The sequence below is a fragment of the Candidatus Accumulibacter aalborgensis genome, from assembly GCF_900089955.1.
GTDB classification, from domain to species: domain Bacteria; phylum Pseudomonadota; class Gammaproteobacteria; order Burkholderiales; family Rhodocyclaceae; genus Accumulibacter; species Accumulibacter aalborgensis.
Genome location: NZ_FLQX01000094.1, coordinates 1 through 13,091 on the forward strand (window position 1 = coordinate 1; position 13,091 = coordinate 13,091).

The following is a 13,091-nucleotide window of genomic DNA, read 5'->3' on the forward strand; positions in this document are numbered from 1 at the left end:
GGCGGCCAAAGCAGGCGTTACCGGCAAACGGGCCCGATTCGACTGGGTCATGCGTCAGGGCTGGACTCCGCCGAGTGTCATTGACCACGGCGCTGCCAGATTGTAGAATGCGTCTCTTCTCGGGGCGTAGCGCAGCCTGGTAGCGCATCTGCTTTGGGAGCAGAGGGTCGTGAGTTCGAATCCCACCGCCCCGACCAGTGGAATCAGCAGCAAGAGGCGGTACCGGCAGGAAACAAGTTTCAAAGTGTCTCGCATTTGCGCCCGTAGCTCAACCGGATAGAGCACCGGCCTTCTAAGCCGGGGGTCGTGAGTTCGAGTCTCGCCGGGCGCGCCAGAGTAATGGCGGTGTTAGCTCAGTTGGTAGAGCACTGGATTGTGATTCCAGTGGTCACGGGTTCGAGCCCCGTACATCGCCCCAAAAAAACCTCACGCCCCGAAGAGCGCTGGCGGCAGACAGTTCAGCGCGCTGCATGTATTCGCTTGTCGCTGCGGGATGCGAAGCAAGCTTACTCACTTCGTCGGCGACGACCGCAAACCCACGCCCCTGCTCGCCGGCCCGAGCCGCTTCAATGGCCGCGTTCAGGGCGGGGAGGTTGGTCTGATCGGCGATCTCGCGAATCACGCCCACAATGCTCGATATTTCGCGGGAGCGTGCGCCCAGTGACTGCATGGAGTCGACGGTTCCCTGAACATCGGCGGCCAGACTTGCCACCACCAAGGCGGTACTGGTGATTTCGTCGCTGCCCTGATTGCAACGGACTCCGGTCTGTTGAACCTTGAGCTTCGCGGTGTCGGACTGTTTGGCCATCACCGCGATGCCACTCGACATTTCTTCCACGGTGGCGACCATGGCGCCCACCGAAGCGCTTTGCTGGTGCACGCTCTCGGCTACGCTGCCGATCGTCGAAGAGAGCTGCGCCGCCGAGCCGCTGACCGCGGCCACCGCGGTCCGGATTTGTCGCACCGTTCCTGCCAGTCTATCTGCGGTGCTATTTTGGGTCGCTATCCGTCGCACCAGGAATCTCGGCTGGCGTGACTTGGCGACTCGCGTTCCCGATGGCGACGAGCGGCCTTTTTTCCGATAGAAGCCAATCAGTGCTCTATCGCACACAGTCAAAAACGCGCGCATGCTAACCTGCAATTAGATCAAGGCACAGGCGATGCTGCGGCGCAACAATCAGGAACTGCTAGTCCTGCCCGGGGAATCACCTCTGCAAAGCCGAACATGGTCCCAACTGGAGCCTCCACCGATGGCCTGAAGACAAAGTAGACGAAAAACCCAACTCTTGACCCAGAGAACCTCTATAATGATGCTGCACTGCAACACGACTGGGCTCACGAGGTTCTCTGTCGAAAAATCACAGTGCCTGGCACCGCCAGAATCTGAGGAGCAAAGAGCATGAAAGCACCGAAAATACTACCGTGGGTCGCGCACCGGACCGGCATCAGCGAAGAACTCGCGCTCAAGCTGTGGCGCCGTGCCGCAGGAGAAGCGGGGGTCATGATCGGTTGTTGCGACAGTTCGGACTATTATCACCTGGCAGTGGAGCGTTTCATCGACTTCGCAGAGGCTGAAGGCAGTCGGACCGTGGTCCACGAAACGGTCGGCACCAAAACCTGCGTTTCCTGGGTGTACCGCCATCAGAACCGGATTTCGAAGCTGAACCTGATCACCGTGCACAACGTCGTCAGACTATGGCAAGCCAACTGGAACGACTTGTTCGGCGTACGCAGACACGCCGCGTGACAGCGCAGTCGCGATACGCCGCCGCGGTGCTGGCGCCCTCGATCAGCGACGCGCAACGAAGGGCGTCGACACGGGCAGCAACTGCGCAATACGTGCCGCCAGTGTCGCTGCGTCGATCTCGGTCGCCAGTTGGGCTATGCGAACCGAATAATGATAGCCACCGCCGGCCACCGCCAGTGGTTTGATGCGCGCCGCGTAACCGGCCGCGCGTGCCTGGTCATACAGCGACAGCGCAGCGGCCTCGCTGTCCAGCGTCGCCAGTTCGACCACCCATCTTCCATCGCGTGATGCCTGCCCACTGCCGATTTGTAGTGCGGTCTGGGTAACCCAAACGGCGACTTGCTGCGCGGTCGCTGACTCGACTGCTGCCGGTGCCGCCCCCGTGTTAGCTCGATAACAGCTTGGCACTTCACTGATCTCTTGCGCCTCGGCCTGCGGGTGCAACACCGTGATGCTGCCTTCGAGCAGGCAGAGCCGGTCTTGTTCCGAATCTGCGCTACCCCACAGATCGGTGCCACGAACCCCCGCGGTGATCGAACCGACACGCAGATTGACGGCACGCTGTTGATGATGGCGGACGGCGGCCGCTGTACTGAAGCGGAGCGCCCCTCGTGGCACGTCGAGCGCGGCTGTAAACACGTGCCGCTCACGGACGCCCAGCGCATTGAGTTCCAGGTGCGTATCGGCGCCCAGGCCAAGCACGCTGCCATCGGCCAGGTCAATCCGCACGCGCGCGTCGGAACCGGTGATCACGCGGTCGTGATTACGCAGGGCAAGCCCTGGCGAGAGTGGCTGGCGAACGCCTTGCCGTTCGACCCAGGCCGGCATCAGCACCTGGTCTACGACCGCGTCGGTCCGTTCGGGAAGGGTCGATGCCTGCGCCAGCAGACTGGACGCCAGCCAGGCAACGCCGAAGAGAGAGGGGATGCGATGCCTGTTCATGGGCGGTCCGGTTTTGCGATGGAGACGAATTCTAACGCCAACAGTGCGCCTGGGGCATCCGCCAGGGACCGGTGTCGGGCTGACTTGCGCTTTCGCGTGCAGCCGCTAGACTGGGAGAATGCGAGGAGAGTGGAGCGACGAGCGCCTGATGCTGGCCTACCGTGCCGGTGACGCAGATGCGTTCACCACGCTCTACCGGCGCTATCGAGGGTCGCTCCATCGCTATCTGACGCAGCACTGCGGTAACGCCGCGCTTGCCGAGGAGCTTTATCAGGATATCTGGATCAAGGTCGTCAACGCCCGCGCGGGCTACGAACCGCTGGCGCGCTTTTCAACGTGGATTTTTCGGATTGCCCACCACCGTCTGGTTGATCACTACCGGAAGCATGCGCCGCTGTTGGCCACGCAGTTGGTCTCGAACGCCATCGACGACGACGCCGACGGGATTGATGAGTTGATCGACAGCCTGCCCGCACCCAGCCATGAAACGCCCCATGCCTTGCTCGAAAGGCGCACTCTTGCTGAGCGGATCAGCCTGGCACTGGCCGAGTTGCCGCCTGCCCAACGCGATGCCTTCCTGCTCGCCGAGGAGGGTGGCCTGACACTGGCAGAGATCGCTGCCGCGACCGACACCGCCCGCGAAACGACGAAGAGCCGACTGCGCTACGCGCTGGCCAAACTCAGACATTCGCTGCAGGATCTGCTATGAACGAGCTGCACCAGGACCAGGACTCGCCGACCGATGCGCAACTTTCCCGGCTCTATCGGCAGCATTGCAGCGCCGAACCGTCACTCGAGGTCGACCGGCGAGTCCTGGCGGCCGCACGGGCTGCACTTGCCGACCGCCCGGTGCACAGCCGCGACGGGTGGACGCGCTGGCGCACGCCGCTGGCTTTGGCGACGACGCTGGCCTTGAGCTTGACGCTCGCCCTGCTCCACGAACCGCCGCCCGGAGAGCTGCCGGCAGAGCGCGGCGGCCAGGCAAAAGGCCAGGTCGCTGCCGAGCAGGCCCTGCCAAAGGTCAGCGACCAGGCGGCGCCGGCGGAAGCGAAGCGCGAAAGCCTGCCCACGGCCCCGGCCGCAATGGGCGCCGCGACCGGCAGCCGCGGCGAAGCGCGTCGCCAGTCGGCTCCTTCACCTCCTGCCCGAGCAGCCGCACCCGAACTGGCAAAATCGCGCGCCGACATGGCCCGCAGTCCGACCACCTGGCTTGAAGAAATCCGTACGCTGCTGCGCGAAGGCAAGGTCGAAGAAGCCGAGCGGCAACTGCGTGAGTTCCGGCGCGCGCATCCGGACCACCCGCTGCCCGACGATTTTCGTCAGTGATCCAACCCCGTTCGCCGGCCGCCTACGTTTACAGGCTTACCTGCTCACTGACCAACGATCATGACTTCTCAAGACACTTCCAATAATGAAAGTCATGTCCGTTCCCCTCACCCCCCTACCCCTCTCCCGCGCGCGGGCGAGGGGAGATTCGTGAGTCGCTCGCGCGACTTTCACGGTAAGGAAACCGTCATGAAAAAAATCGCCGCCCTCTTCGCCGCCCTTTCCGTCGCGGGCTGCATCACCGTCGCCGACGCCGGCGCGCTGGTCGACATCAGCGTCCTGGACCGCAGCAGCGGCCAACAACTGGAAGTCTACCGCCATCGCGGCCGGCTTTACGTCGCCGGCGCGCCTGGCAACCGCTACGCCGTGATCCTGCGCAACAAGAGCGCCGGCCGCCTGCTGACCGTGCTCTCGGTGGACGGCATCAACGCCTTGAGCGGTCAGACCGCAGCCACCTCCCAGTCCGGGTATGTCCTCTCGCCGGCACAGTCGGCCGAAATCAGCGGCTGGCGCAAGAGCATGGACGAAGTGGCCGCCTTCTATTTCACCAGCGTTGCCGACAGCTACGCCGGCCGCACTGACCGACCACAGAATGTCGGGGTCATCGGCGTTGCCGTTTATCGGGAAGCCGAACCGGTGGCCATGCCGGAGGTCGCGATGCAGCCACGTGCTCGCGGCAGCCTGGATGCCGCCGAGGGCGCGTCGTCGCGGGCCGAGGCCAAGGCCGCCGCACCGGCCCAGGACGCGGCGGTGAGCAAAAAGGCGGAAACCCGCCTGGGCACCGGCCACGGCGAACGAATCAGCGCGCCGACTCAATACACCGACTTCCGCCGCGCCAGCGATTCGCCGTCCGAGGTCGTCACCCTCTACTACGACAGTCACGCCAATTTGCTGGCCCAGGGAATCATTCCGCGGCCGAGGCCTCAGCCGAACCCGGCTCCGAACCCGTTTCCCGCCGGCTTCACGCCGGATCCGCCTCGTTGAGCAAGCGCCGTGTGCGTATAATCCGCGATTCAGCCCATTTCCGGATCGTCACTGGCCATGCAGCAAGAGCATCAGCCCGCCATGCAGGAGAAGTATCAACCCGCGGACCTTGAAGTCGCCGCTCAGGAATTCTGGAACCGCAGCGGAGCGGCGCTTGCCGTCGAGGACCCGCTTCGACCCAAGTATTACTGCCTGTCGATGTTCCCCTATCCTTCCGGCAAGCTGCACATGGGGCACGTGCGCAACTACACGATCGGCGACGTCCTCGCGCGCTTCCACCGTATGCTGGGTTACAACGTCCTGCAGCCGATGGGTTGGGACGCTTTCGGCATGCCCGCCGAGAATGCCGCGATCCAGAACAATGTCCCGCCGGCGCAGTGGACCTACGCCAACATCGACTACATGAGGACCCAGCTCAAGCGTTTGGGCTTCGCCATCGACTGGCAGCGCGAGATCGCCACCTGCCGGCCAGAGTACTACCGCTGGGAGCAATGGCTGTTCACCCGCCTCTATGAGCAAGGTTTGATCTACAAACGGCTGGGAACCGTCAACTGGGATCCGGTCGACCAGACCGTGCTCGCCAACGAGCAGGTCATCGACGGCCGCGGCTGGCGTTCAGGTGCGCTCATCGAAAAGCGCGAAATCCCGATGTATTACATGAAGATCACCGCCTACGCGGAAGAACTGTTGGCCGATCTCGACCAGCTCGACGGCTGGCCCGAGCAGGTCAGGGTGATGCAGAAGAACTGGATCGGCAAGAGTACCGGCGTCCGCTTTGCCTTTCCCTATCAACTCGATGGCCAGCCTGGCGAGCTGTGGGTGTTCACCACCCGCGCCGACACCATCATGGGCGTCACCTTTTGTGCCGTGGCGGCCGAGCATGCGTTGGCCGCTTACGCGGCGGCGCGCGACCCACAGATCGCCGCTTTCGTCGAGGAATGCAAGCAGGGCGGCGTCGCCGAAGCCGACCTCGCGACGATGGAGAAAAAAGGGATGCCGACCGGCATCTTCGTCACGCACCCGCTGAGCGGCGAGCAGGTTGAAGTGTGGATCGGCAACTACGTGCTGATGGGCTACGGCGACGGCGCGGTCATGGCGGTGCCGGCACACGACGAGCGCGATTTCGCTTTTGCGAAGAAATACGACTTGCCGATCCGACAGGTGATCGCCGTCGCCGGTGAGCGTTTTTCGCTCGATGGCTGGCAGGAGTGGTACGCCGACAAGCAGCGCGGTTCCTGCGTCAACTCTGGCAAATACGACGGACTCGGCTACGCAACCGCGATCGACGCGATCGCTGCCGACCTGGCGACCAGGCAACTGGGCGAAAAGAAGGTGCAGTTCCGCTTGCGCGACTGGGGAATTTCCCGGCAGCGCTACTGGGGCTGCCCGATCCCGATCATTCACTGTGCCGCCTGCGGCGACGTACCGGTACCTGACCAGGACCTGCCGGTGGTGCTGCCCGAGGACGTGACGATCACCGGGGCTGGCTCGCCGCTCGCCCGCATGCCCGAGTTTTACGACTGCAGTTGCCCGCAATGCGGCCAGCCGGCGCGGCGCGAAACCGACACCATGGACACCTTCGTCGAGTCGTCGTGGTATTTCCTGCGTTACTGTTGCCCGGACAACGATCGCGCGATGGTCGACGAGCGTGTCGCCTACTGGTGCCAGGGCGGCATCGACCAGTATATCGGCGGCATCGAACACGCCATCCTGCATCTGCTCTACTCGCGTTTCTGGACCAAGCTGATGCGCGACCTCGGCCTGTTCGGTGACCAACCGCTCGGCGAACCCTTTGCCAGGCTGCTGACGCAGGGAATGGTCGTCGCGCCGACCTTCTACCGCGAGGACAGCCACGGCAAGAAGCAATGGATCAATCCGGCCGAGGTCGACGCGGTTCATGACGAACGTGGCCGCGCCAGCGGCGCCAGCTTGCGCGCCGATGGCCTGCCGGTTGTCGTCGGCGGCATCGAGAAGATGTCGAAATCGAAGAACAACGGCGTCGATCCGCAGGCGCTGATCGAACAATACGGCGCCGACACGGCAAGGCTGTTCATCATGTTCGCCAGCCCGCCCGACCAGTCGCTCGAGTGGTCCGATGCCGGCGTCGAGGGCGCCTTCCGTTTCCTCAAGAAGGTCTGGCGAATCGTTTTCGAGCACGTCTCGGCTGCCGGCGTGGCGGCGATCGAGGCAGCGGAGCAAGAGCAACGACCGGCAGAATTGAAAGCCTTGCGGCGTCAGTTGCATCAGACGATCGGCAAGGTCGCCGACGACTACGGCCGGCGCAAGCAGTTCAACACCGCCATCGCCGCGGTGATGGAATTGCTCAACACCTATGCCAGGATTGCCGGCAACTCGGCCGACAACTCGGCGGCGCTTCGCGCCGTCCGGCAGGAAACGCTTGAAGCCGTGACGCTGATGCTCTACCCGATCGTTCCGCACGTCTGCGAAGCGCTGTATGCGCTTCTCAAGCCCGGCCATACGGCAGCCAGCGCGGCCTTTCCGAAGCCCGATGCGAGCGCCTTGCAACAGGACGAAATCGAACTGGTGCTGCAAATCAACGGCAAGTTGCGCGGCAGCCTGCGCGTACCGGCGGACGCCGACCGGGCGAGCATTGAGGCCGCCGCGCTGGCCTGCGAGGCGGCGCGCAAGCATCTGGCGGGCGCCGCAGCGAAGAAGCTGGTCGTCGTTCCGGGCCGCCTGGTCAACATCGTCGCCTGACACAGCGAGCAAGGTTTTGAGGAACATGCCGATGCCCTTCGCGCGACCATGCAACGCCTTGCTGGCCCTGGCTCTCGCGCTGCTTGCCGGCTGTGGCTTCCAGTTGCGCGGTGCTTACGCGTTGCCCTACGAGAGCCTTTACCTGGCGATGCCTGACTACTCGGTAGTCGGTGCCAGCCTCAAGCGCGCCATCCGCTCGTCGGCTTCGACACGTGTGGCGCTGACGGCCAGCGATGCGGAAGCCACCTTGCTGCCGGGCGCCGAGTATCGTGACCGCGTCATCCTGTCGGTGTCGGGCACTGGCCGGGTCAGCGAGCTGCGTCTGCGCTACCTCTACAACTACCGGGTAACCGATGCCAAGGGACGCGACCTGGTTCCGCCGGCGACCATCGAACTGGTCCGCGACCTGACCTACGACGACTCCAACATCCTGGCCAAGCAGCAGGAAGAAGCCCTGCTCTGGCGCGACATGGAGAATGACCTGGTGCAGCACTTGATGCGCAAGCTGGCGGCCGTCAAGCCGGTATTCCCAGCCGCCGCCGAGTAGCGGCGAGGCGCAGACGCCGATGCAGCTCAAGGGCGAAAACCTCGCGGCGCATCTCGAAGGCAAGCTGCAGGCGGCCTACCTGGTCCATGGCGACGAACCCCTGTTGGTCATCGAAGCCGCTGACGCCATTCGCGCCGCTGCGCGCCGACGCGGTTTTGACGATCGCGAAGTGCTCACGGCGATCGCCGGATTCAACTGGAATGACCTTTATCACGCTGCCGGCAGCCTGTCGCTGTTCGCTGGCCGCAAGCTGATCGACCTGCGGATTCCCAACGCCAAGCCGGGGCGCGACGGCAGTGCAGCCTTGCAGGAGTACTGCGCGCGCCCGTCGCCGGATGCGCTCCTGCTGGTGACCATGCACGGGGTCGACTGGCGCGACGAAAAGTCCGCCTGGATGAACGCGCTGGCAGCGGCCGGCGCAGTGGTCAAGCTGCTACCGCCGGCGCTTGCCGACCTGTCGACCTGGATTGCCGGCCGCCTTCGCCGCCAGCAGCAAAGCGCCAATACGGAAGGGCTGCGTTTCATTGCCGAGCGCGTCGAAGGAAATCTACTGGCTGCGCACCAGGAAATTCTGAAACTGGGCGTGCTCTACCCGCTCGGTGCCTTGAGCCTCGAACAGATTCGCGACGCGGTGCTCAATGTCGCGCGCTACGACCTCGACGGTCTGCGCGAAGCGATGCTGGCCGGAGACCTCGTGCGCCTGACGCGCACCCTCGATGGTCTGCAGCAGGAGGGCGAAGCACCGCTGCTGGTCCTTTGGGCGATGAGCGAAGAAGTGCGCACGCTGGCCCAGATCCACTTCGGCCTGGCAGGGCGCCAGCCGCTCGATCTGCTGCTCAAGGAGGCGCGCGTCTGGGGTGCGCGGCAGGCGCTGATCAAGGGCGCGCTGAAGAGAGTAGACGGCAAGCGGGCGACAGCCGCCCTGACGCATGCCGCCCGGATCGACAGGATGATCAAGGGATTGGCCAGCGGCGACGTGTGGGACGAGTTCCGCCGGCTCGGCCTGCACATCGCTGCGCTCTGAAGCGGCCGCAGTCGACCGGGTCAGGAACTACGGCCCCCCTCAGGGTCATTGCCTGGTGGAGCGTCAGGCGCCAGGTGCTCCCACGCGCAATGACTGGTTTCCCCGCGTACATCGTTGAGGCCCGAGGAGTTCTTGCTCTGCACCAGGCATTCTCCTGCGGAATCCTCGGCGACGACTACCACACGCAGTTCGTCATCGACCCTGCGCTCACCATCCCAGTAACTGCAGGTGGCGCAGACTTTTACTTCGGCAGGCACAATCAGTTTCTTTTTTTTCATGATAGCTACGGGCCAGTGGCAATCATCCTCAGAGTATGTTCCCTGGCAGTGGTTCCCTTGACCCTTGCGCGCCGGGGATGGCTATAATTGGTTTGTCGCTGGCGCGACTTTCACAGTAAATAAAGAGAGAAGCCTCATGGACATCGAGCAGTACATGCAAAACGTCGGCAAGCACGCGCGCGAAGCGTCTCGCCGCATTGCCCGTGCCGACAGCAACGCCAAGAACAACGCCTTGCGCGCCATCGCCGCCGCCATCCGCCGTGATACCGACGACCTGCTGGCCGCCAATCGGGAAGACCTGGCCGCAGCGCGCGCTGCCGGACTCGAACCGGCAATGCTCGATCGCCTGACGCTGTCGGCGAAGGGCGTTGCGGCGATGGCCGAAGGCGTCGATCAGGTCGCTGCACTGGCCGATCCGGTCGGTGAAATCAGCGACCTGAAATTCCGGCCGAGCGGCATCCAGGTCGGCCGGATGCGCGTTCCCCTGGGTGTGATCGGCATCATCTATGAAGCGCGCCCGAACGTCACCGCCGACGCCGCTGCGCTGTGCCTGAAGTCGGGCAACGCCTCGATCCTGCGCGGCGGTTCCGAGGCCATCCGCAGCAACCGGGCGATTGCTGCCCTGGTGCAGGAAGGACTGGCCACTGCCGGGCTGCCGGCCAACGCTGTGCAGGTCATCGAGACCACCGACCGCGCCGCCGTCGGCCATCTGATCACCCTGCGCGAGTATGTTGACGTGATCGTTCCGCGTGGCGGCAAGGGACTGATCGCGCGCCTCCTGGCCGAGTCGCGCGTGCCCATGATCCAGCATCTCGACGGCAACTGCCATGTCTACCTCGACGACGACGCGGATCCGGAAAAAGCCCTGCAGATCGTCGAAAATTCCAAGACCCAGCGCTATGGCACCTGCAATACCGCCGAGTCACTGCTGCTGGCACGTTCGGTCGTCGCCCAGGTGCTGCCCGCCATCGCCGCGATGCTGACGCAAAAAGGCGTCGAGATTCGCGGCTGTCACGAAACCCTGGCCCTGCTGCCGCACGCCAGAGCAGCGACAGAGGAAGATTACGCCGCCGAGTTCCTGGCGCCGATCATTTCGGTCAAGGTCGTCTCCGGGCTCGACGAAGCGATCGAGCACATCAATCATTACGGTTCGCATCACACCGACGCGATCGTCAGCGAGAATTACACTTCGGTGATGCGTTTTCTGCGCGAAGTGGACTCGGCTTCGGTGATGGTCAACGCCTCAACCCGTTTTGCGGATGGATTCGAGTACGGACTCGGCGCCGAGATCGGCATCTCGACCGACAAGATTCACGCCCGTGGCCCGGTCGGCCTGGAAGGACTGACCAGCCAGAAATGGATCGTTCTCGGCAACGGCGAAGTGCGCGCCTGAGCCTCATCCAAATGGTCACGACTTCTCAACACGCACCCGATAATCAAGGAGACGTACATGAAACACCTGCTGATGGCGGCCGTGGCCGCAGTGTCTTTCAATCTGGCGGCAGCGGTAGAAGTCGCCGGTGTCAAGTTCGACGACAAGGCCCGAGTCGGCAGCAGCGAGCTGCTGGCCAACGGTGCCGGCCTGCGCAAGAAGCTGGTCATCAAGGTCTATGCGATAGCCCTCTACCTGCCCGAGAAACACAGCGACGCCGACGCAGTTCTCGCCGCCAGGGGCGCCAAACGACTTTCGATCAGCCTGCTGCGCGACCTCAGCGCCAAGCAGTTCGTCGATGCGCTCGAAGAGGGAATGGCCAACAACCATTCGGAAGCCGAAATGGTGGCTTTGAAGGATCGCCTGAAGCAGTTTTCGGATACTCTGCTCATCATCGGCGAAGCCAAGAGCGGAACGACCGTGGTCATCGACTGGCTGCCGGAGAGCGGCACACGACTGACTGTCAACGGGCAGGTGAAGGGCAAGGAGATCGCCGGCGAGGATTTCTACAAGGCGCTGCTGAAAATCTGGCTGGGCAACAAGCCGGTCCAGGATGATCTGAAGCAGGCCCTGCTCGGCAAGGCCTCCTGAGCCACAGCGAGTCATGCTCATGAGCACGCACGCCGAAGGCGACTACCAGGCGGTGATCGCCGCGCCGGGTTTCTGCCTCGGCGTGCGCTGCGACGAGGACGAAATCCGCGCCATCCGTTTTCTCGCGCTCACCGCCGCAGTAGCACCGCGGAACGCGCTGGCCGCCGAAGCGGCGCGCCAGCTCAGCGCCTACCTGGCGGACGCCGAATACGTTTTCGCCCTGCCCTTGCGCGCCGCCGGCACACCGTTCCAGCGCCGCGTCTGGCAACAGATCGCGGCCATCCCGACGCACCAGACACGCAGCTACGGCGAAGTGGCCAGGCTACTGCACAACGCGCCGCGGGCAGTCGGCCAGGCCTGCGGCGCGAACCCCTATCCGCTCGTCGTTCCCTGCCACCGCGTGCTGGCCAGCGACGGCGGCCTCGGTGGATTTGCCCGCCAGAACGGGGGTTTTCTGCTCGACGTCAAGCGCTGGCTGCTGGCGCATGAAGGCTGCTGAGGCCAACGCGGCGAACGCGGCGGCCAAGCCAACCGATCTCGCCGAGATCGATGCCTTCTGCGACACGCTGTGGCTTGAAGACGGACTGGCCAAGGCTTCGCTGGCCAGCTATCGCAGCGACCTGCTGCAGCTCGCCACCTGGCTCGGCGAGCATGATCTCGGCTCACTGTGCGGCGTCGACGAAGCGACGCTGATGCGCTTCGTCGCCACGCTCTCGCAGACGCTGCGCGCTTCGTCGCAGGCACGCTACCTGTCGACCCTGCGTCGCTTCTACCGTCATCAACTGGCGAGGGGCCGGCGGAGCAGCGATCCGACACTGAGCATCGCCATGCCGGCGATGCCCTCGCGGCTACCGAAAGTCCTCTCCGAAGTGCAGGTCGAACGTCTGCTGGCGGCACCGCAGACCGACACGCCGCTCGGCGAGCGCGATAGGGCGATGCTGGAAACGCTCTACGCCACCGGCCTGCGCGTTTCCGAACTGGTCGGCCTCAGGCTGCACGAAGTCAGTCTCGACATGGGAGTGGTGCGTGTTTTCGGCAAAGGCGCCAAGGAGCGCCTGGTACCACTGGGCGAGGAAGCACGCGACTGGCTGCGACGCCATCTCGCCGACGGCCGTCCGGCGCTGCTCGCCGGACGTCAGAGCGACGACGTCTTCGTCACCACGCGCGGCTCGGCGATGACCCGGCAGGCTTTCTGGCAATTGATCAAGCGCTACGCGCTGCAGGCCGGAATGGACCCTGCCCGGCTGTCGCCGCATGTGCTGCGGCACGCTTTCGCCACCCACCTGCTCAACCACGGCGCCGACCTGCGCGTCGTCCAGCTCCTGCTCGGTCATTCGGACATCTCGACGACGCAGATCTACACCCACGTCGCCCGCGAACGGCTCAAGCTCCTGCACGCCCAGCACCACCCGCGCGGCTGACAGATCGTTCTTGCCAGCGTCGGTCTCACCGGCTGATAGGGATGGTGCAGGACGCAATAACCAACGGGCATTGCGCCGGAC

General features: G+C 64.2%; 13 protein-coding genes, 3 tRNA genes and 1 pseudogene. 14 read left to right on the plus strand and 3 right to left on the minus strand.

Annotated elements, in window-relative coordinates:
- The first annotated feature begins 120 nt into the window (after positions 1–120).
- The 3 genes from ACCAA_RS05420 to ACCAA_RS05430 all read left to right on the plus strand — a co-directional run bounded on the left by ACCAA_RS05420 (position 121) and on the right by ACCAA_RS05430 (position 418).
- Positions 121–197 (plus strand) — tRNA-Pro (locus ACCAA_RS05420).
- Between the two features lie 60 nt (positions 198–257).
- Positions 258–334, plus strand: a tRNA-Arg gene (locus ACCAA_RS05425).
- An 8-nt stretch (positions 335–342) separates the two neighbouring features.
- Positions 343–418: transfer RNA gene (locus tag ACCAA_RS05430), tRNA-His, on the plus strand.
- An 81-nt stretch (positions 419–499) separates the two neighbouring features.
- Here ACCAA_RS05430 and ACCAA_RS22720 read toward each other — a convergent pair.
- Positions 500–661 (minus strand): annotated as a pseudogene (locus ACCAA_RS22720) (methyl-accepting chemotaxis protein); the annotation flags it as partial.
- A gap of 738 nt (positions 662–1,399) precedes the next feature.
- Here ACCAA_RS22720 and ACCAA_RS05440 point away from each other — a divergent pair.
- On the plus strand, positions 1,400–1,747 hold the full coding sequence (locus ACCAA_RS05440; RefSeq protein ID WP_186406213.1) for a hypothetical protein: 348 nt from the start codon (positions 1,400–1,402) through the stop codon (positions 1,745–1,747).
- A gap of 42 nt (positions 1,748–1,789) precedes the next feature.
- Here the strand turns inward: ACCAA_RS05440 and ACCAA_RS05445 are convergent, their stop codons facing one another.
- Positions 1,790–2,689 carry a FecR family protein gene (locus ACCAA_RS05445; RefSeq protein ID WP_186406214.1) on the minus strand — a complete coding sequence of 300 codons (900 nt, stop codon included), beginning with the start codon at positions 2,687–2,689 and terminating at the stop codon, positions 1,790–1,792.
- Between the two features lie 148 nt (positions 2,690–2,837).
- Here ACCAA_RS05445 and ACCAA_RS05450 point away from each other — a divergent pair, with 148 nt between their 5' ends.
- From ACCAA_RS05450 to holA, 6 genes are all read left to right on the plus strand, one after another.
- Positions 2,838–3,398: a sigma-70 family RNA polymerase sigma factor gene (locus tag ACCAA_RS05450; protein WP_245754455.1), complete on the plus strand. Its 561-nt coding sequence runs from the start codon at positions 2,838–2,840 to the stop codon at positions 3,396–3,398.
- Positions 3,395–4,015 carry a hypothetical protein gene (locus ACCAA_RS05455; RefSeq protein WP_186406216.1) on the plus strand — a complete coding sequence of 207 codons (621 nt, stop codon included), beginning with the start codon at positions 3,395–3,397 and terminating at the stop codon, positions 4,013–4,015. The genes ACCAA_RS05450 and ACCAA_RS05455 overlap by 4 nt, the downstream gene beginning before the upstream one ends.
- A 189-nt stretch (positions 4,016–4,204) precedes the next feature.
- Positions 4,205–4,999 (plus strand): hypothetical protein, encoded by a 795-nt coding sequence (locus ACCAA_RS05460; RefSeq protein WP_186406217.1) that lies wholly within the window; start codon positions 4,205–4,207, stop codon positions 4,997–4,999.
- Positions 5,000–5,080: 81 nt separating this feature from the next.
- Positions 5,081–7,717 (plus strand): leucine--tRNA ligase, encoded by a 2,637-nt coding sequence (gene leuS / locus ACCAA_RS05465; RefSeq protein ID WP_186406407.1) that lies wholly within the window; start codon positions 5,081–5,083, stop codon positions 7,715–7,717.
- Positions 7,718–7,748: 31 nt separating this feature from the next.
- The gene (locus tag ACCAA_RS05470) at positions 7,749–8,264 is read left to right on the plus strand and encodes an LPS-assembly lipoprotein LptE (protein WP_186406218.1); all 516 of its coding nucleotides are present in this window, start codon (positions 7,749–7,751) and stop codon (positions 8,262–8,264) included.
- A gap of 19 nt (positions 8,265–8,283) precedes the next feature.
- Positions 8,284–9,288, plus strand: coding sequence for a DNA polymerase III subunit delta (gene holA / locus ACCAA_RS05475; protein ID WP_186406219.1), 1,005 nt, complete (start codon positions 8,284–8,286; stop codon positions 9,286–9,288).
- A gap of 20 nt (positions 9,289–9,308) precedes the next feature.
- On the opposite strand, the gene ACCAA_RS05480 is transcribed toward holA, so the two are convergent.
- Positions 9,309–9,566 carry a hypothetical protein gene (locus ACCAA_RS05480; RefSeq protein WP_186406220.1) on the minus strand — a complete coding sequence of 86 codons (258 nt, stop codon included), beginning with the start codon at positions 9,564–9,566 and terminating at the stop codon, positions 9,309–9,311.
- A 136-nt stretch (positions 9,567–9,702) separates the two neighbouring features.
- Here ACCAA_RS05480 and ACCAA_RS05485 point away from each other — a divergent pair, with 136 nt between their 5' ends.
- The 4 genes from ACCAA_RS05485 to xerD are packed head-to-tail and all read left to right on the plus strand — an operon-like array spanning position 9,703 to position 13,010.
- Positions 9,703–10,959: a glutamate-5-semialdehyde dehydrogenase gene (locus ACCAA_RS05485; protein ID WP_186406221.1), complete on the plus strand. Its 1,257-nt coding sequence runs from the start codon at positions 9,703–9,705 to the stop codon at positions 10,957–10,959.
- Between the two features lie 57 nt (positions 10,960–11,016).
- Positions 11,017–11,589 carry a chalcone isomerase family protein gene (locus ACCAA_RS05490; RefSeq protein ID WP_186406222.1) on the plus strand — a complete coding sequence of 191 codons (573 nt, stop codon included), beginning with the start codon at positions 11,017–11,019 and terminating at the stop codon, positions 11,587–11,589.
- A 19-nt stretch (positions 11,590–11,608) separates the two neighbouring features.
- Positions 11,609–12,088: a methylated-DNA--[protein]-cysteine S-methyltransferase gene (locus ACCAA_RS05495; protein ID WP_186406223.1), complete on the plus strand. Its 480-nt coding sequence runs from the start codon at positions 11,609–11,611 to the stop codon at positions 12,086–12,088.
- Positions 12,075–13,010: a site-specific tyrosine recombinase XerD gene (gene xerD, locus ACCAA_RS05500; protein WP_186406224.1), complete on the plus strand. Its 936-nt coding sequence runs from the start codon at positions 12,075–12,077 to the stop codon at positions 13,008–13,010. The genes ACCAA_RS05495 and xerD overlap by 14 nt, the downstream gene beginning before the upstream one ends.
- Positions 13,011–13,091: the final 81 nt, after the last annotated feature.

Coding starts and splice junctions, on each gene's coding strand:
- ACCAA_RS05480 (WP_186406220.1), bottom strand. CDS start 9,566: ATGAAAAAAAAGAAACTGATTGTGCCTGCCGAAGTAAAAGTCTGCGCC.
- leuS (WP_186406407.1), top strand. CDS start 5,081: ATGCAGGAGAAGTATCAACCCGCGGACCTTGAAGTCGCCGCTCAGGAA.
- xerD (WP_186406224.1), top strand. CDS start 12,075: ATGAAGGCTGCTGAGGCCAACGCGGCGAACGCGGCGGCCAAGCCAACC.
- ACCAA_RS05445 (WP_186406214.1), bottom strand. CDS start 2,689: ATGAACAGGCATCGCATCCCCTCTCTCTTCGGCGTTGCCTGGCTGGCG.
- ACCAA_RS05495 (WP_186406223.1), top strand. CDS start 11,609: ATGAGCACGCACGCCGAAGGCGACTACCAGGCGGTGATCGCCGCGCCG.
- ACCAA_RS05450 (WP_245754455.1), top strand. CDS start 2,838: ATGCTGGCCTACCGTGCCGGTGACGCAGATGCGTTCACCACGCTCTAC.
- holA (WP_186406219.1), top strand. CDS start 8,284: ATGCAGCTCAAGGGCGAAAACCTCGCGGCGCATCTCGAAGGCAAGCTG.
- ACCAA_RS05455 (WP_186406216.1), top strand. CDS start 3,395: ATGAACGAGCTGCACCAGGACCAGGACTCGCCGACCGATGCGCAACTT.
- ACCAA_RS05460 (WP_186406217.1), top strand. CDS start 4,205: ATGAAAAAAATCGCCGCCCTCTTCGCCGCCCTTTCCGTCGCGGGCTGC.
- ACCAA_RS05490 (WP_186406222.1), top strand. CDS start 11,017: ATGAAACACCTGCTGATGGCGGCCGTGGCCGCAGTGTCTTTCAATCTG.
- ACCAA_RS05440 (WP_186406213.1), top strand. CDS start 1,400: ATGAAAGCACCGAAAATACTACCGTGGGTCGCGCACCGGACCGGCATC.
- ACCAA_RS05485 (WP_186406221.1), top strand. CDS start 9,703: ATGGACATCGAGCAGTACATGCAAAACGTCGGCAAGCACGCGCGCGAA.
- ACCAA_RS05470 (WP_186406218.1), top strand. CDS start 7,749: ATGCCCTTCGCGCGACCATGCAACGCCTTGCTGGCCCTGGCTCTCGCG.